This window comes from Macrococcus sp. PK, from assembly GCF_022501545.1.
In the GTDB taxonomy this organism is placed as follows: Bacteria; Bacillota; Bacilli; order Staphylococcales; family Staphylococcaceae; genus Macrococcoides; species Macrococcoides epidermidis.
This window is the reverse complement of the sequence record NZ_JAEPRF010000002.1, coordinates 199,029-217,826: the sequence shown is the minus strand read 5'-3', so window position 1 is coordinate 217,826 and position 18,798 is coordinate 199,029. Positions and strand designations below refer to the sequence as shown.

At 34.9% G+C, this 18,798-nt stretch carries 18 protein-coding genes; 4 read left to right on the top strand and 14 right to left on the bottom strand.

Annotation, left to right across the window (positions count from 1 at the left end):
- Positions 1-12 precede the first annotated feature (12 nt).
- From pfkA to JJJ02_RS01410, 6 genes are all read right to left on the bottom strand, one after another.
- Positions 13-972, bottom strand: a complete 960-nt coding sequence (gene pfkA / locus JJJ02_RS01435) for a 6-phosphofructokinase (protein ID WP_239242526.1) — start codon at positions 970-972, stop codon at positions 13-15.
- Positions 973-1,180: 208 nt separating this feature from the next.
- A complete protein-coding gene (gene accA / locus JJJ02_RS01430; protein ID WP_240837022.1) occupies positions 1,181-2,125 on the bottom strand; it encodes an acetyl-CoA carboxylase carboxyl transferase subunit alpha in 945 nt (314 codons plus the stop codon).
- A 2-nt stretch (positions 2,126-2,127) separates the two neighbouring features.
- Complete coding sequence (gene accD / locus JJJ02_RS01425; RefSeq protein WP_111715442.1) at positions 2,128-2,982, bottom strand: acetyl-CoA carboxylase, carboxyltransferase subunit beta; 855 nt, start codon at positions 2,980-2,982, stop codon at positions 2,128-2,130.
- Positions 2,983-2,987: 5 nt separating this feature from the next.
- Positions 2,988-3,431, bottom strand: coding sequence for a FadR/GntR family transcriptional regulator (locus tag JJJ02_RS01420; RefSeq protein ID WP_239242527.1), 444 nt, complete (start codon positions 3,429-3,431; stop codon positions 2,988-2,990).
- A gap of 87 nt (positions 3,432-3,518) precedes the next feature.
- Positions 3,519-6,677, bottom strand: a complete 3,159-nt coding sequence (locus JJJ02_RS01415) for a DNA polymerase III subunit alpha (RefSeq protein WP_396614710.1) — start codon at positions 6,675-6,677, stop codon at positions 3,519-3,521.
- 9 nt (positions 6,678-6,686) lie between these two features.
- On the bottom strand, positions 6,687-7,631 hold the full coding sequence (locus JJJ02_RS01410; protein WP_240837012.1) for a DHH family phosphoesterase: 945 nt from the start codon (positions 7,629-7,631) through the stop codon (positions 6,687-6,689).
- 72 nt (positions 7,632-7,703) lie between these two features.
- Between JJJ02_RS01410 and JJJ02_RS01405 the strand changes: the two genes are divergently transcribed.
- On the top strand, positions 7,704-8,057 hold the full coding sequence (locus tag JJJ02_RS01405; protein WP_240837010.1) for a YtpI family protein: 354 nt from the start codon (positions 7,704-7,706) through the stop codon (positions 8,055-8,057).
- A gap of 186 nt (positions 8,058-8,243) precedes the next feature.
- On the opposite strand, the gene JJJ02_RS01400 is transcribed toward JJJ02_RS01405, so the two are convergent.
- Entirely contained in the window at positions 8,244-9,545 is a 1,302-nt protein-coding gene (locus JJJ02_RS01400) for a DRTGG domain-containing protein (RefSeq protein ID WP_111715448.1), read from the bottom strand.
- Positions 9,546-9,576: 31 nt separating this feature from the next.
- Positions 9,577-10,260, bottom strand: a complete 684-nt coding sequence (locus tag JJJ02_RS01395; protein WP_240837007.1) for a metal-dependent hydrolase — start codon at positions 10,258-10,260, stop codon at positions 9,577-9,579.
- Positions 10,261-10,399: 139 nt separating this feature from the next.
- Here JJJ02_RS01395 and JJJ02_RS01390 point away from each other — a divergent pair, with 139 nt between their 5' ends.
- Positions 10,400-11,470 (top strand): M24 family metallopeptidase, encoded by a 1,071-nt coding sequence (locus tag JJJ02_RS01390; RefSeq protein ID WP_240837005.1) that lies wholly within the window; start codon positions 10,400-10,402, stop codon positions 11,468-11,470.
- Entirely contained in the window at positions 11,467-12,099 is a 633-nt protein-coding gene (locus tag JJJ02_RS01385; protein ID WP_111715452.1) for a copper homeostasis protein CutC, read from the top strand. The genes JJJ02_RS01390 and JJJ02_RS01385 overlap by 4 nt, the downstream gene beginning before the upstream one ends.
- A 50-nt stretch (positions 12,100-12,149) precedes the next feature.
- Here the strand turns inward: JJJ02_RS01385 and ald are convergent, their stop codons facing one another.
- Complete coding sequence (gene ald, locus JJJ02_RS01380) at positions 12,150-13,265, bottom strand: alanine dehydrogenase (protein WP_239242533.1); 1,116 nt, start codon at positions 13,263-13,265, stop codon at positions 12,150-12,152.
- A 208-nt stretch (positions 13,266-13,473) separates the two neighbouring features.
- On the opposite strand from ald, the gene JJJ02_RS01375 reads away from it, so the two are divergent.
- Positions 13,474-13,971 carry a universal stress protein gene (locus tag JJJ02_RS01375; protein ID WP_099579897.1) on the top strand — a complete coding sequence of 166 codons (498 nt, stop codon included), beginning with the start codon at positions 13,474-13,476 and terminating at the stop codon, positions 13,969-13,971.
- 296 nt (positions 13,972-14,267) lie between these two features.
- On the opposite strand, the gene JJJ02_RS01370 is transcribed toward JJJ02_RS01375, so the two are convergent.
- From JJJ02_RS01370 to sppA, 5 genes are all read right to left on the bottom strand, one after another.
- A complete protein-coding gene (locus tag JJJ02_RS01370) occupies positions 14,268-15,470 on the bottom strand; it encodes an acetate kinase (protein WP_240837003.1) in 1,203 nt (400 codons plus the stop codon).
- Positions 15,471-15,545: 75 nt separating this feature from the next.
- Positions 15,546-16,475 carry a class I SAM-dependent methyltransferase gene (locus JJJ02_RS01365; RefSeq protein ID WP_170122470.1) on the bottom strand — a complete coding sequence of 310 codons (930 nt, stop codon included), beginning with the start codon at positions 16,473-16,475 and terminating at the stop codon, positions 15,546-15,548.
- Between the two features lie 60 nt (positions 16,476-16,535).
- A complete protein-coding gene (gene tpx / locus JJJ02_RS01360; RefSeq protein WP_240837001.1) occupies positions 16,536-17,033 on the bottom strand; it encodes a thiol peroxidase in 498 nt (165 codons plus the stop codon).
- 76 nt (positions 17,034-17,109) lie between these two features.
- Entirely contained in the window at positions 17,110-17,700 is a 591-nt protein-coding gene (locus tag JJJ02_RS01355; protein WP_111715459.1) for an RDD family protein, read from the bottom strand.
- 9 nt (positions 17,701-17,709) lie between these two features.
- Complete coding sequence (gene sppA, locus JJJ02_RS01350) at positions 17,710-18,720, bottom strand: signal peptide peptidase SppA (protein ID WP_240836999.1); 1,011 nt, start codon at positions 18,718-18,720, stop codon at positions 17,710-17,712.
- Between the last annotated feature and the right edge of the window lie 78 nt (positions 18,721-18,798).

The window sequence follows — 18,798 nt, the reverse complement described above, 5'->3', positions numbered from 1 at the left end:
TAAATAGTTATTTTAAATTGATAACTCATTTGATAAAGCATACATTTGTTCATCTAAAGTATGCGTTGCAGAGAAGATATCATCAAATGATGTTTTAGATAATTTGTTATTCTGAATACCAACGGCTAATCCTGTTTCATCATTCATTAATAATTCTACAGCATAGCCACCCAGTCTACTTGCTAATACTCTATCTAATCCTGATGGAGATCCACCTCTTTGCATGTGCCCTAACACAGAAATACGCGTATCCACGTTGATATATTTTTTAAGCTGTTCACCACATTCGTGACCACTCATAACACCTTCAGCAACAACAATGATTGAGTGTTTCTTACCACGTTCAATACCTTGTTGTATTTTATCTGCTATCTCTTTAATTTCTTTCTTATGTTCAGGAACTAATACTGTCTCAGCTCCACCTGCAAGTCCTGACCATAAAGCAAGATCACCTGCATCTCGTCCCATTACTTCAACAATAAACGTACGTTCATGACTTGACGCAGTGTCACGAATTTTATCAATCGCTTCTATAATTGTATTTAACGCTGTATCGAAACCGATTGTAAAATCAGTTCCGTTAATATCATTATCAATAGTACCCGGAATACCGATTGTCTTAATACCTTCTTCATTTAGACGTTGTGCACCACGGTAACTACCGTCTCCACCAACTACAACTAATCCTTCAATGCCGAGTTGTTTTAAATTATCAATACCTTTTTGGCGCACTTCCGGATCTTTAAATTCAGGACAACGTGCAGATTGCAAGAAAGTACCACCGCGTTGAATTTTATCTCCGACGGTACCACGTTCCATCTTATGAATATTATTAGTCACTAAGCCTTGATATCCTTGATAAACACCATAAACTTCAATATCATGGTACATTGCTTTACGCACGACTGCACGCACTGCAGCGTTCATGCCCGGCGCATCCCCACCACTTGTTAATACTGCTATCTTTTTCATAGTATTTTCCTCACCTTTTGTCTATTGATACCTTTAAATTAACACAATCCAATATTTATATCCATTAAAATCATGTATTATAACAGATGTAAACGTTTTATCTTTGAACAAATTAAAAACCCGTTAGAATAAGCATCTACGGGTTTTATTTTAAGCGTTTTCATTGTTTTTCAATAATTTACATTACATCATTCACCGACATGTAAATTTACATTGAACTTCCAATTTTTCTGAATTTATTATAGCGTTGATTTTTTAATGCCTGTTTATCTAATTGCAATAACTCATTTAAATGTTTTTCAATAGAAATATCAATATGTTCACTTTGAGCAGCGATATTTAAATGTGCGCCACCTTTAACTTCGGTAATCAGTTCATCTACAATATTTAGTTCCAGTAAGTCTGGTCCCGTAATTCTCATACTTTCTGCAGCGAGCTGTGCTAAACTACTATCCTTCCATAACAATGCTGCGGCACCTTCTGGTGAGATAACAGAATACGTTGAGTTTTCAAGCATTAATAATCGATTACATATACCCAAACCTAAAGCACCACCACTACCACCTTCTCCAATAACAATCGAAATAACCGGTACAGAAAGACCCGCCATTTCAACCAAGTTTCTGGCTATCGATTCGCTTTGTCCACGTTCTTCTGCTGCTTTACCAGGGTATGCACCTTTCGTATCAATAAATAGTATAATAGGACGATTAAATTTATCTGCCTGCTTCATTAATCTCAATGCTTTACGATATCCTTCCGGATGTGCCATTCCGAAATTTCTATATATATTATCTTTTGTATCTTTTCCGCGTTGATGTCCTATCACTGTAACAGGTTGTCCTTTATATCGTGCTACTCCGCCAATAATTGCTGGATCATCTCTAAAATTGCGGTCTCCATGCAGTTCAATAAAATCTTCGAATAAATAATGAATGTAGTCTAGTGTTGTTGGACGTTCTGTAAGTCGTGCAATTTGAACACGCTGCCAAGGTGTAAGGTTATCATAGATTTCATTGAATTTTTCTTCTCTCGTAATCTGTAATGTCTTTACTTCATCATTTAAGTCTACACCTTCAGTAGCCATATATTTCTTTAATTCTTCAATTTTCCTATCAAGTTCGATTAACGGTTTTTCAAATTCAAGCCCCATATTTATACTCCTTTCGTATGTATCGCGATGAGTTTACTTAACGTTTCTTTCATTGCTTTACGGTGTACTACTTTATCCAGTTGTCCATGTTCAAGCAGAAACTCAGCTGTTTGAAAGTCATCAGGTAGTTTCTCATTGATTGTCTGTTCAATAATACGTCGACCCGCAAAACCAATTAACGCTTCTGGTTCAGCTAAATTGATATCACCTACAGAAGCAAAGCTCGCAGAAACTCCGCCAGTTGTCGGATGTGTCATATATGAAATAAATAAGAGTCCTTTTTCGCTATGTCTTTCTATCGCTACACTTGTTTTAGCCATCTGCATCAGAGACAGAATACCTTCCTGCATACGTGCACCACCACTGGCAGTAAAGATGACAAATGGAAGTTCATGATCCGTACAGTAATCGATCACTCTGCTTATTTTTTCACCGACTACTGTCCCCATAGACCCCATTCTAAATCTAGAATCCATCACGCAGATACCGAATCGATTTCTATCTATTTTACCAACACCAGTTACAACCGCTTCATTTAATCCAGTCTTTTCTTTATCGCTTTCTAACTTTTCTGCATAGTTTGGAAATGAAAGTGGATTTTGAGAAGCAATCACTGCATCAAATTCTTCAAAACTATCTTTATCAGTAATTGCTTCTATTCGTTCATATGCACTTAATGCCATATGATGATCACAATGAAAACAAACATTTAAGTTCGTACTTAATTCTTTCGTATACATAATCTTCTTACATTTAGGACACTTGACCATGATACCTTCAGGAACTTCTGTATCTTTCATGTTTTGTACAGCTACATATTTTTTCTTCTTATTACGCTTAAATATATCTTTGAACATATCCATTACTCCTCAACATCATATGTCTTTTCAAACTGTTTCAATAATTTCCATACACGAAACATGATGGTATTACGTGATTCAATCGCATCACTTAAATGTTGTACTTTCGTACCCTCAACAGTTGCGATTGATTCTATCATATGTATAAAATCAGTAATTTCAGCTTGCTGTGTTTCTGTTGTCACAACATAGCCTGCTATCATTTCTATAAATTGATTATTATCCATTTCTGTTAAATAAGTACCTTCACCACGTCGTGTTTCAATCACACCAAGCATTTCTAAAGCTCTAAGTGCTTCACGAACACTTGATCTGCTAATATTAAGATTTTCACTCAAATAACGTTCAGAAGGTAGCTTATCGCCAGCAGTTAAATTTTTAGTTTTTATAATTTCATTAATCGCAGTTATTACTGCATTAAATCCTTTGTTTGGTATTGGATTCAAGGTTTTTCCCCCTTCGCATCAATAAAAAAACCTTAGTGGTCAGACCACTAAGGAATACTATACCATATATTAAAATGATTTGAAATGTTAAATTAGACGAATATCTGCTTTATCGTATCGAGACATAAAGTCATCTAGCTTGTCTCTTTGAATAAATCCTAACGATTTCATTTCATTCTGCTCAAACTGAATCACTTCAATATCACCTTGTTTATTAATTTGTTCTGCGTTTTGAAGTGGCACTCTCACAAATAACTGCTTCGCATTCAAATGAATATTTTTAATAAATTCATCAACTTTAATGACTTCGTTTACAATGATTTGATTATCTTTCTTAACATCAAATTTTCCTTTTACAATAAGGGGCTTATTGGTTTGAATCAATGGCTCGTATCGGTCGAATACTGTTGGAAAAACTACAAGATCCATCTGCTGTATACCATCCATTGCTTGTACAAATGCCATTGGTTGACCTTTTTTTGTTCTAACTCTTCTTAATCCTTCAATCCAGAGTAAAATATATTGGTCATTTACCTTCTGACTCATACGATATAGGGGTAAATACTGTAGTTCATTAAACATTGATTCGATTGGATGTCTTGAAATAAAGAAACCAAGATACTCCAGCTCATAACTAGCCTTTTGATCATCCGACATCTCTTCATGATAATGATAGATTTTCTTCTTATTGAGTCCTAAAGACTCGAGAAAGTTCATTTCACCAAAAGCTTCTTTCTCAACATCAAGAATCGCATCAAGTGAAGCAAGCAAAGTTGCACGATTTTGCTCAAATTGATCAAAAGCACCAACATGTATCAATGCTTCCAGCAATGCTTTAGATTTAACGCGTTTCGGAATTCTGGCACAAAAGTCATAGATATCTTTAAATGGTCCTTTTTTTCTTTCTTCAACAATTTCAACCACACTTCTATACCCTACGCCCTTAATCATACCGAGTGACATCATGATACCTGTCTTTTGCGCCTTGTAATACCAGCCAGCCTGATTAATATCAGCGGGATATATATTGATCATTCTTGATTTAACTTCAGCGATAATTTCTTTTGTTTTATGCTCAACACCAATTTGATTACTGAGTGTCGCGGCATAAAATATATTTGGGAAATGCACTTTAAAGTACATCATAATATATGATATTTTTGCATACGCAACAGCATGTGCTTTATTGAATCCATAATTAGCAAACTTTAAGATTAATTCATAAATCGCCGTCGCATCTTGTTTTGAATAACCATTCTTCATGCTACCCGATACAAAATGCTCCTGTTCAGCCAGTAATGTCTGATGGTTCTTCTTACTCATAGCACGTCTTAAAATATCCGCCTCACCAAAACTAAATCCAGCAAACCGATTTGCAATCTGCATAATCTGCTCCTGATAGATAATTACACCATAAGTAGGTGATAGTATATCCTCTAAATCAGCATGCGGTAAGTGAACTGTTTGCTGATGATGACGTCTTTCAATATATAACGGTATTTGTTCCATCGGACCAGGACGATAAAGACTTAAAACTGCAACAATATCATTGAAATTTTCTGGTTTTAATCGTTTTAACACATTGCGTATTCCGTCTGATTCTAATTGAAATATTCCCATTGAATCTCCGCTGGATAACTGCTCGTAAACTTTTATATCATCCATCGGAATTTGTTCAATATTTATCGTCTTACCATATTGTGCCTTAATAGAACGTAGTATATTATGTATAATCGTTAAATTACGTAAACCAAGAAAATCGATTTTAAGTAATCCAACCGCTTCTACTTCTGTCATATTCCATTGGGTAAGTGGGTATTCTTCACCCATCAATAAAGGTACATAATCTGTAAGTAACTGGTCATGAATGATGATACCTGCAGCATGTGTCGATGTATGACGTGGTAAACCTTCCAGCGACCTTGCAATCTGATACCATTTTTTGCGTCGTTCATTGTAATCAATAAAGCTTGAAAATGTATCATCTTCATATGCATCGATTAAATTATTAAAGCTTTTATTACTCAATATTGAACTTGCTTCTTTTAACTCACTTTCTGAAAACTGCAGTATGCGTCCGACGTCACGCATCACTGCTTTCATAGACAGATGACCGAATGTCACGATACCGCTCACATTGAATGCACCATATTTCTGAATGACGTATTCAATTACTTTATCGCGCTCTTTATCTTCAAAGTCAATATCAATATCCGGCATCGTTACACGTTCGGGATTTAAAAAACGCTCAAAAAGTAAATCATGCTCTATCGGATCAATAGTAGTGATCCCAAGCACATAACTTACGAGAGAACCACTTGATGATCCACGTCCGGGACCTACCAATATGTCATTTGTCTTAGCAAAATGGATTAAATCACTAACGATTAAAAAGTAATCAGAAAATCCCATGCTTTGAATGACTTCATATTCATACATTAATCGTTCTTCATATTTTTCATCAAATTGAGGAAACTTTACTTTTTGCTTTTGTAGGAGTTTATAAAGATAAGCATCGCTTGATAAATCATCAGGTACCGGATATTTTGGTAAATGCGTTGATTTCTCAAGTGTAACGTTACATGCTTCAGCAATTTCTTCTGTCGCTTGAATGGTACGCTCAGAAATACCCAAATCTAATAATATTTCATCTGATTTAATATACTTTGTTCCAGACTTTAATTGAATGGTCTCTAGCGGTATCTTTTTATTATCATCAATTGCATTTAAGATGCTTAAATCTACGATACCATCCGGCGATAAATATCGCACATCATCGATATATACACGCCTAGCTTCAATTGTACTATCGTGACTGACATAATAATCGGCATCTTCCAACACAAAATGTTCCTGATTCGCATCTAATTGTTTGTAGATAACGATTAACTGGTCAGTATATTGACGCAGTATATCAGTTGATATTTTTTGTAGATTTTTCAGTTGTATACGTGAAGACAACTGCATCAGGCTTTTAAAACCGTCATTATTTTTGGCTAATAAAACTGTATAACAATCTTCAATACCGTCTGTCAGGATGATTTCCATACCAATTATCGGTTTCATACCGGCATCAATGCAAGCTGAATAAAATGACTGCACACCAAAAAGTACATTTAAGTCAGTAATCGCAACTGCTTTTTGTCCAAGCGACTTGGCACGATTAATCAAGTCATCAATCTTAACTGTTGAATGAAGCAGATCATATGACGTATGAATATTTAAATGTACTACCAAGTTATTCACCTCATTTTATTAAGCATTTACTAACGCTTTTAATTGCGCGATTAATCTTTCTAATTCCTCTACACTATAAACAGATGCACCACTCGCCAATGGATGGCCACCACCATTATATTCTGCTGCAAGTTCATTGATCACTACATCTTTACTTCTCAGACGTACTCGAATCTCACTTGTTTCGTCAATCGCAAACGCCCAAGCTTTAATGCCTTGTGTATCCGCAAGACTATTAACAAATAAAGATGCTGCACTGGCAGATATATTAAATTGTTCTAATATTTCTTTCGTAATGAATATATACCCTACGCCTTCTTCAAGTTTAAAATGTTGTAGCACATATCCCTGAAATCGAATAGAAGTTAAATCACGTTGCTGCATTTGATTGATCATCTGCGTATGATCAATATCGTATTTTAATAGTTCTGAAGCAATCGCCATCGTTTTGCTCGTTGTATTATTAAATAAGAAACGCCCTGTATCACCTACGATACCGATATAAAGACAGCGCGCAACTTCTCGTGTAATTAAGTCCGTACCATAACCGATATTTAACAGAATTTCATAGATTATTTCGCTTGTAGATGAACTATCCGTATTAACGATATTAATTTCACCATATTGATCTACCGGCGGATGGTGATCTATCTTTATAATAGTTTTACACAACTGATAGCGCTCATCATCAATACGTGGTGCATTTGCCGTATCTAACACTAAGGCAAGTGCATCTGTAAATATCTCGTCATTTATTTCGTCCATTTCACCGATAAAGTTTAAATTGTCAACTGAACTTCCTACTGCATACACATTCTTATTTGGAAATAGCTTCTGTATTGCATGTTTAAATCCTAGTTGAGAACCTAGTGCATCCGGATCAGGACGTACATGTCTAAATATTATAACCGTGTCAAAAGCATTAATTTTTTCAATCAATGCACCAATTTCAGTTTTATTCATAATTTCTCCTTTGTTTGATAGATTTACAGGTCTTAAAGATATGCTATAATCTTTAAGACTGGAGGTTTAAAGATGGAAACAATTTTCCCTTATATTCTTATGACATTTGTTACAATAATGATTTTCGCATTTATTTTTACTATTTATAATATTGCGAAATACTTTAGAGAAGTCAAAGATGTACGACGTGCCTGGTATAGAGCACGTGCACGTCAATGCTTTTCTATATTTATGGTAGCATTTGCTGTAACTCAGATTTTAAATTTCCCAGCTACTTTCACATATATCATATGTACCCTTTTGATTGCATATGCAATATATAATTATCAATATGCAATAAAGGCTAAAAAGTATTTTGAAAATCACTTTGATGAAGAAGATGCAGCATGGGAAGCATTACGTAAAAAACAGCAAAGCAGAAGATAATAATTATGATTAAAAGAGAGGCTGGGACAGAAGTGTTCTGCCACAAGCAAAAACCGGACAAAACTAATAAATCGCGCTTTGATTTATAGTTTTTGTTCGGTTTTTGTCGTAGGGGCAACTTCTGTTCCGCCGTTTAAGCTGTTAAACAGAAGAGAGCTAAGACTATTGTCTCACTGTCTTTTTTGATTAGTAATAATGTTCAATCACCTGAAGAATTGTCATTGCTTTTGCCACCGCATTATTATTCTGCATAATCGCAATTTCAATCTTTGCAAACTTACGTCCCATATCCAGTAACTTTACTTCAACATCCAGAATAGAATCTATCTGGACTGTACGGATGAAAAAGATATTGATACTATCAATCAGTACATCTCCACGAATTAACTTCTTCATATGAAATTTAACTGATTCCTCAATAATTGCAAGAAATACAGATTTACTTAAACTACCATACTGATTAGACATTTGAGGTGTGATCTGTATTGAAATTTGATCATTATTAAACTTCATCTTCTTTAATATCTGATCATTAAATGTATCGCCCATATGTGGCTGTCTGTCCGCTGATTGCATCGCTTTTAACACATCTTCTCTAGAAACAACACCGATTAAGTTATTATAACGCGATACGACTGGCAACAGTTCGATACTTTCCCATATCATAATATGCGCGCAACTTGCGACAGTCGTATTTAAGTTAACAGTAACCGGTGACTTAGTCATAACCTTCTTAATCTTTTCAGAAGGATTTTGATTAAAGATATCTTTACTTGTCACCATACCGCTTAACTTATTGTTTGCATCTAACACTGGAAAACGTGTATGTTTAGAGCTTTCTGATAATGCATGCCAATCGCTGATTGAATCATTTTCCTTTAAGTAACGTGTTTCATCTAATTTAATTAAAATATCTTGTGCTGTCAGCACTTCTTTTTTGATTAATTGATCGTAAATCGCACGATTAATCATATTTGCAACGGCAAATGTATCAAAATTTGATGAAATAATCGGTAATCCTAATTGATCAGATAAATTCTTAACTTCTTCAGCAGTATCAAATCCACCTGTAATTAAAACTGCAGAACCCTTACTTAAAGCAAGCTTTTGAACTTCGATTCGATTACCTACAATCAGCAGTGTATTTTCTCCGATATACTTACTGACTTCTTCTACTTCCATAGCACCAATCGCAAATTTCGTCAGCGATTTGTGCAGACCACTTCTGCCACCTAATACTTGTCCATCTATAATATTAACAATTTCGGCAAATGTCAGGCGATCGATTGAGTTTCTTGTTTTCTTTTCGATTCGAACAGTTCCAACACGTTCTATCGTTGAAACGATACCGTTATTCTCAGCTTCTTTTATTGCACGATATGCTGTACCTTCTGAGACATTAAGATCTTTTGCAATCTGTCTAACCGAAATCTTACTACCTACTGCTAGACCTGATATATGCTCGATGATTTGTTCATGTTTTGTCAATTTGCCACCTAGTTTCCATTACTTTTAATGCTTAAAGTGTTACTGATTGTCCTGCATCCAGAATTTCTACTGGACTTTTAACTTGTGATTTAAATTCATTTGGATCCACTTCAATGTACGGGAATGTATTGTAATGAATCGGCACAGTCAATTTCGGATTAATAAATGTGTTAATTGCATATGCTGCATCATCAATCCCCATCGTAAAGTTATCACCAATCGGTATAAAACATAAATCAACTGGATGACGTTCTGCGATAAGCTTCATATCCGAGAATAAGCCAGTATCTCCCGCATGATAAATTGTCTTACCTTCTACTTCAATAATAAGTCCGCAAGGCATCCCAAAATAAATAATATTTCCTTCGTCATCATATAAGGAATTACTATGAAATGCTTGTACATACTTTACTGAACCGAAATCAAACATCCATTTACCACCGATATTCATCGGATGTGCATGCTCTATCCCTTGCCCACCTAAATATGAAACAATTTCTGGTGTTGCAACGACTGTCGCATTTGTTCTTTTAGCAATCTCAACTGTATCACCAATGTGATCACCATGACCATGCGTTAGTAAAATATAATCAGCTTGAACAGTTGAAGCATCTAAATCTGATAATTTATTACCTGTAATAAAAGGATCTACTAAAACCTTTTTTCCATTACTTTCAAAAGAAATACAAGATTGTCCATGAAAATATACTTCCATATTTAGCACCTCTTCCTTTTTATTAAGTTCATTATACATTATTAATGAATGTTTTAAAAAGATTGTAAGATACTATTGATTGAATAATGTTCTTATCTTTCATAAACTAGAGTTACTCAGAAATAAAAGGAGCATGATTATGAAACAAACATTAAAAAATTTACAGCAATTGATGCAATCTCAATCCATTGAATATGCATGGATTACGACACCAGATAACATTAATTACTTCAGTGGATTCTTGTCAGATCCACATGAACGACTTACTGCTTTATATGTAACTCAAAACAAAGCTCTCCTCATAGTACCAAATATGGAAGTCGAAGATGCAAAGAAAGCATCAAATCTAACTGCTTATGGTTACTCTGACACTGAAGATGCATTTATAGTTGCGAAGCAAAATACGAGATTCCCGGATAATGCACCGTTATATATTGAAGAAGAACATGTTACTGTCAAGCGTGAAAAAGCTTTACTTGATACTTTTAAAGCTGCCCAATTAAATGCAATAGATCAAATCATTAAAGATATGCGTAATATTAAAACAGCAGATGAAATTGAAATTTTAAAAAATGCTGCGCAATTTGCTGATAAAGCATTGCAAATCGGTGTTTCTCATTTAAAAGAAGGTATTACAGAAAAAGAAGTGGCACAATATTTAGAATCGGAAATTTTAAAAATTGAAGGTATCAGCGGTATGAGTTTCAATACGACTGTACTTTTCGGCGACCATGCAGCAAGTCCTCACGGGACACCAGGTAACCGTGAGCTAAAAAATGATGAGTATGTATTATTTGATTTAGGTGTTATTTATAATGGTTACTGCTCAGATATTACAAGAACGATTGCTTTTGGAAATCCACCAGCATTTCATCAGGAAATTCATGCGATTGTTACAGAAGCAAATCAACGTGCAATAGAAGGTGTTAAACCTGGTGTAAAAATTAGTGAAATCGATGCACTCGCTCGTGATTATATATCTGAAAAAGGATATGGTGAAGCATTCCCACATCGTTTAGGGCATGGCTTAGGTATAACTGTGCATGAATTTCCAGATATCTCTTCTGCCAATGATGATATATTGAAACCAGGTATGTGCTTTACAATTGAACCGGGTATTTATTTACATGGTGAAATCGGAGTACGTGTGGAAGATGATATTTTAGTGACTGAAGATGGTTATGAAGTATTGACAAGGTATGAAAAATGATAAAAGAAGCGGTAGTTGAAACATTTGATGAAATCATCTATGCAGCAACTCATGGTGCAAATCGTATTGAACTTTGTGATAATCTGTTTGTTGGTGGTACAACACCAAGTTTCGGTCTTGTAAAACTTGCTATAGAATATTGTCATCCACTAAATATCGAAGTGGCAGTAATGATACGTCCACGTGGCGGTGATTTTACCTATAACTTATTTGAAAAAGAAGTGATGCGCGAAGATATTATCGCATTACAATCATTAAACGTTGATGCATTCGTTTTTGGTGCTTTAACAAAAGATAATGATCTGGATACGTTAACAATGCATGATTTAAGAAAGACAGCACAGGAAGTACCCTGTGTGATGCATATGGCTTTTGATCAGATTCCATTAAGGCAGCAACTAAAAGCAATGGATGCTTTAATTGATATGAATTTCAAGCGTATATTAACACATGGTAGTGAAGACAAATCAACACCAATACTTGATAATGTTAATCAATTAGGACGACTATTAAGACATTCAAAAGGAAATATAGAAATTATGCCTGGTGGCGGTTTAAATAAAGATAACCTAAATGATTTACTTGAACTTATTCCTTTTCAGGAAGTCCATGGTACAAAAATTGTATAAAGATTAAGAGGAGTGCGAAATGGCACTCCTCTTTTACATACAACATTTAATTACTTTTCTAATAATGATTTTGCATCAACATATTCTAAACCTTGATCATCAGCTACAGCTTTGAAAGTAACATTACCATCTAAAGTATTGAAGCCTTTTAAGATCGCTTCATTATCTAAAGCTGCTTGTTTATAGCCTTTATTTGCAATTTGTAATGCATAAGGAATCGTAGCATTCGATAACGCCATTGTTGAAGTACGAGGCACTGCTCCAGGCATGTTTGCTACTGAGTAATGTACAACATCATGTTTAATAAATGTTGGATCATCATGCGTCGTAATGCGATCTGAAGTTTCAAAGATTCCACCTTGATCGATCGCGATATCAATTACAACTGAACCTGGACTCATCGTTTTAATCATTTCTTCAGTTACTAATTTAGGGGCTTTAGCACCAGGAATTAATACAGCTCCAATTACTAAATCACTGTTTTTAACTGATTCTGCAATATTTAAAGGTGTAGACATTAACGTTTGAACCTGACTACCGAATAGATCATCTAATTGTTGTAATCTAACTGGAGATAAATCTAAGATGGTAACATCTGCTCCAAGACCTACAGCCATCTTCGCTGCGTTAGTTCCAGCTTGTCCACCACCGATGATAGTCACTTTACCTTTTTCAACACCAGGAACACCTGCTAATAAAATCCCTTTACCACCGTTTGTTTTTTGTAAGAATTGTGCACCAATTTGAGTTGCCATACGTCCTGCAACTTCACTCATTGGAGATAATAATGGAAGTCCACCAGTAGGTAATTGAACTGTTTCATAAGCAATACCAACCACTTTTTTCTCTAATAAAGCTTTTGTCAGTTCCACTTCAGGTGCTAAATGTAAATAAGTGAATAAGATTAATCCTTCTTTAAAATATCCAAACTCTGCTGATAACGGTTCTTTTACTTTAATCACCATATCTGTATCCCACGCTTGCTCAACAGAAACGATTTCAGCTCCCGCTTCTTTGTAATCCTCATCAGTGAAATAAGAACCCATACCTGCACCTGCTTCAACGCGCACAGTATGTCCATTTTCTATTAAAGCGTGTACCCCAGCTGGTGTTAAACCTACACGGTTCTCGTTGTTTTTAATCTCTTTTGGAATTCCGATAATCATTAAAATTCATCCCCTTAATATATAAATAATAACGCTTACATCACCATATTAGCACTTTGATGCTAAAACGCAAACCCTTTTGTTTTAAATTATATTTAAATCATTAGGATGAAAAATTTAACGACGGTGTCACATACATTATCCAGAATTAGTGTTATAATTAAAGTGTAGAAAAGATTCGCAATATATAAAAAATGGAGGGATATTTATGTTAGTATATAAAAACATCTTAATTGCAGTTGACGGTTCAAGCGAAGCGGAATGGGCATTTAATAAAGCAGTCGAGGTTGCTAAACGTAACGATGCAACACTTCACATCATCAATGTTATTGATACAAGAAGTTATGCAAGTGTTGAAGCATATGACCGTTCTATTTCTGAACGTGCAACACAGTTTGCTGAATCATTATTAGATGGGTACAAGAAAGTTGCTGGGTCTCGCGGTGTAAATAACGTTGAAACTTTAATTGAGTATGGATCTCCAAAAACAATTATACCTAAGAAAATTGCTCAGAAATTAAATGCTGACCTTATCATGTGTGGTTCAACTGGATTAAATGCAGTTGAACGCTTCATCATTGGATCAGTTTCAGAAGCAATTGTGCGTCATGCTGAATGTGATGTGTTAGTTGTTAGAACTGAAACAATGCCGGATAATTTTGAACCTGAAGTAGCTACGAAGGAATTTATGGACCAGAATAAATAGAATGAATCAATACGGAGGTGTGTAAAATGGAAATTGCAATTATTTTAGCAATTGCAACTTGCTTCTATTGTGCATTCGTTGATTTACAGAGAAATCACAAGATACCCAGATAACAATCCTCCGAAAATAAAAGAGCTAAAATGATCATCGTCATTTTAGCTCTATTTTTGTTGGTGTATATAATAAATGCATGTTCGGAAACGGTTGTATTTTGTATTTACTACCGCTTTCGGTACAGCTAACGCTGCCACAATAAAAAAACTACCTATTCAATACAAATAGGTAGCATCTTAAATCTATTCACCTAACTCCCCGAATTCCATAACGTCACGCGCAATCATTACTTCCTCATCTGTAGGAATAACCATTACTGTTACACGAGAATCATCTGTTGAGATAATTGCTTCTTTACCACGTAAGCCATTATTTTTCTCAGGGTCTACTTTAACGCCTAAGAATTCTAATTTTTCACATACTGCTTCACGGATTGTATCAGAGTTCTCACCTACACCAGCTGTAAATAAAATACCGTCAACACCACCCATAACTGCTGCATATTGACCGATATATTTTTGAATTCTATCTACATAGATATCCAATGCAAGTTGAGCGCGTCCTTCATTTTTTTCAGCTGCGATTTCAATATCACGCATATCGCTTGAAATACCTGTAATACCTAATACACCAGACTCTTTATTATATACATTTAATAATTCTTCAGCTGATTTATGCAATTTTTCCATTAAATAAGGAATTGTAGCAACGTCAATATCACCTGTACGAGTACCCATCGTAATACCAGCAAGTGGTGTGAAGCCCATAGAAGTATCTACAGATTTACCATCTTTTACTGCTGTAATTGATCCACCGTTACCGATGTGACAAGAGATAATCTTTAAACCTTCTTCAGGTTTTCTATCCATCATTTCTGCTGCACGTTGTGCTACATATTTATGACTTGTACCATGCGCACCATATTTACGTACTTTATGTGCTTTATAATATTGGTATGGCAAGCTATATAAGAATGCTTTTTCAGGCATTGTTGAGTGGAATGAAGTATCAAATACTGCAACATGTGGAATATCTGGTAACATTCTTCTGAAAGCCTGAATACCCATTAAGTTTGCTGCGTTGTGTAATGGCGCAAGTTCAATTAACTTTGCGATTTTTTCTTCTACGTCACGATTCACTAATGCTGAAGTCGGGAATAAATCTCCACCTTGAACAACACGATGTCCTGTTCCATCTAATTCATTGACACTTTTAATAATATCGTAATGAATCATGCGTGCTAACATCATATCAACAGCTTCTTCATGATCTTTAATATCTAGAGTTCTTGTACGTTTTTCACCATCAACCGTAATTGTAAATACTGAATTTTTCAATCCGATTCTTTCTACTAAACCTTTAGTTAGTACTTTTTCTGATGGCATTTCGAATAATTGAAATTTTAAAGACGAGCTCCCGGCATTAATTGCCATAATTTTCTTCATGAAAATCCTCCTAAATAATTTTTAACACTCTTATTTAATCATTAATACAGGTTTAAAGCAACAATAATACAGTAATTATTTATTACGATTTTCTGAATACCATGTATCAAGTTCATCTAAAAAGGCTTTCATTTTTCTTTCATCTTTAAAATCCGGTATATTGGCCAGCAAAACTTCCACTGGCTTTGAATCTGTCACCTTTTTATTCTCAAGCACTAATAAACTTTTGCGCAAATTTTCTGACTTAAATAGACTGGTTGGAAAATTTAAAAATGCCTGCATAACTGTTTCTGTAGCAATAAATTTTTGAAGCTGTTCTACATTATCACCTTCAAACAACATGCTTGGAACGATTAAAAATGCAAGACCTCCTGGTTTTAATGAAGCAATCGCTTGTTCGATTAGAAGATGATGGCTATAGCTATGTCCTTCTTTAAAGCCAAGCTTCATTTGATGACTGCGCTCATCAACCGGATAATAACCAATCGGAAAATCTCCTACAGCTATATCAAAATCACCTTCTGGTAATGGCATGATGGCATCTTGCGGGAAAACATCCATCGGCACTTCTAAAAAGTTCGCTAAATGTACACTTAATCTTGATAATACAGGATCTACTTCTACTAATACGTGATCAAATGTCGTTTCCGGATTTTGTTCATGTATTGTCGCTGAAAGGTGTCCAGTACCACTCGTCAGATCAAGCATCTTTAGTTCTTTATTATCCTGCATAAATAAACGAATGACATATGCTACTAAATAACCAATACTGTCCGGTGTCATCTGATGATTTGGTTGAATCATCTCTTCTTTTAACATGCTTAAATAGCTGAATTGAAATGCTTTACGTCGGTCAATAACCGTACTACGTTCTAAAGTTTCACGTTCATTCATATAAATATCTTCAAGTGCGAGACCTAAATTCTCAATGAAACTGTGTCCATTTTCTTTCTGAAAAGCTTTGGCTTTATCGTCTATAAGTTTAAATAATTCTTCTATCATCATTGTTTCCTTTCAAATAAAAACTGCCCACTCGGGGCAGCATCTATACATTATTATTGTAAATTAGATTGATTTTAAAGCTTCGATTGCTTTATCATAATCGGGATGGTTCGTTCCTTCTGAAACGATTTCAGTGTAAACTACTTCATTAGCATCGTTTAATACGAATACAGAGCGTGCTAATAAACGTAATTCTTCCATCACTACACCGTAGTTTGTACCAAATGATAAATCTTTATGGTCACTTAATGTAACGACGTTATCTAAACCGTTCGCTGCACACCATTTCTTTTGAGCGAATGGTAAGTCAGCTGAGATAGTGATTACAACTGCATTATCAATGCTACTAGCTTCTTCGTTGAATTTACGTGTTTGTTGTTCACATACACCAGTATCAATTGAAGGGATAACTGAGATTAATTTTTTCTTACCTTCAAAGTCAGCTAGTGTCTTAACATTTAAATCTGTATCTAATACTGAAAAATCAGGCGCTGCTGTACCTACAGTTACTTGCTCACCTAATAATGTTACCGGGTTATTTTTAAAAGTTACTTGAGTCATTTGTCTTCCTCCTTAAGTGTTATTCACTTAATAATTTACCATGAACAGGACAAATTATAAAACTAAAAGCATTATTTTAACGGACGCCTTCATTTAAAATAAATTGTCTGATTGGCTCCTTATCTTCTCTTACAACAAATGTATCACTCAGTAAATCGTGAATCCCACGTTTCTTCGGATTGAATAATACAACAAGATAAAGCAGTGACCAAAAGAAATTACTAATATATCGACCGAATAATTCTCTTGTAAGTACTGTACCGATAGAAAGCTTTTCCTCTTTCAAACTTAACACTTTTAGTCCAAGTATCATCTTACCTAAAGTCGCTCTAAAGCAGTAAGTCATCAATACAAAATAGCTGAAATAAATGATCGCACTTAAAATATTTTCTACCGAGAATAATCGTATGCCAAAATAAGTATCCTGTAATCCGCCTAGTCCAACGATCGGTCCAATGATAATCCCTTTAATACTTGAAATGAGGATGATATCAATAAGATATGCTATTAGACGAATACCGAATCCCGCATGGGTCAACGCTAAAATTTCATCTTCAAGTTTACGCTTATGCGTATATGTACCGCTAGCTCTTTCGCTTACATATTGACCACTATCGACTGGAGAATATTGACGGACTGTATTACTTTCATTAAAATGTTCTGTCATTTTCCTCACCTACTCCCCATATAAATACATCGGCTCTAAACCTTGACGTTTTGACAGGATTTGTTGAACACGATCAACATCACTTTGTCCCATGAATTGTTTAACGAATGTATTTGCTGCAAAGAAATCTTTACCGAAAAATGAATCATCCGCATTAAATTCGATGACTTCTGCATGCTTCGCTTTCAAATCTGCTTTCATTGCTTTTAATGCATCTTTTTCCATACCGATTTCATCAATTAAATTTAGTTTCTTAGCTTGTAATCCAGAATAAATTCGGCCATCAGCTATTTTTTTCACTTGTGCAGTATCAATATTTCGACCATCACTGATTACTTTTACGAATGCATTATAACTTTCGTCAACAAAGCTCTGTAAAATCTTGCGCTCTTCTTCATCCATCTCTTTTGTCGGACTCATAATATCTTTATGTGGCCCACTTTTAATCGTATTAAATTTAACACCATATTTATCAGCTAATTCTTTATAATTCATAGACTGCATAATTACACCAAGAGAACCCGTAATTGTTTCACTTGAAGCATAAATTTTGTCAGCTGGTGCAGAAATATAATATCCACCAGAAGCAGCCATATTTTTCATCGTAACATACACTTTTTTACCTGATTTTTTTATAGCTTCTACTGCGTCATGAATTTCAGCGCTTTCATACACGCCACCACCTGGTGAGTTCACTACAAGCATCAGACCTTTAATATTGTCATCGTCTTTAATTTGTTCTAATGTCTGTAATGTCTTCGTATGGTTGTATCCTGCTTCATCAAACAAACCTGGAACCCCAGTATCCTGGATTACACCGTCTACTTCAACACGTGCAATTTGGTTAGATCCATCTGTACCTTCAAGTACTGTAGTACTTAGTTCATCACTTTTCATACTTGTAGCTTCTTCAAATGATTTCGAAAAATTCGTTGTTACAGCACTTGTAAAGAAACTTACAGATGTTCCCAAAATAAATAAAACTGCCGCAATAATCATTGCAATAACTCTTTTACTCATCAATTCATCCTCCAATATTTTTATTCTACTTAATCATAACAGATTATTAATAGCAGAGAAGAATATCCATTCGCTTTT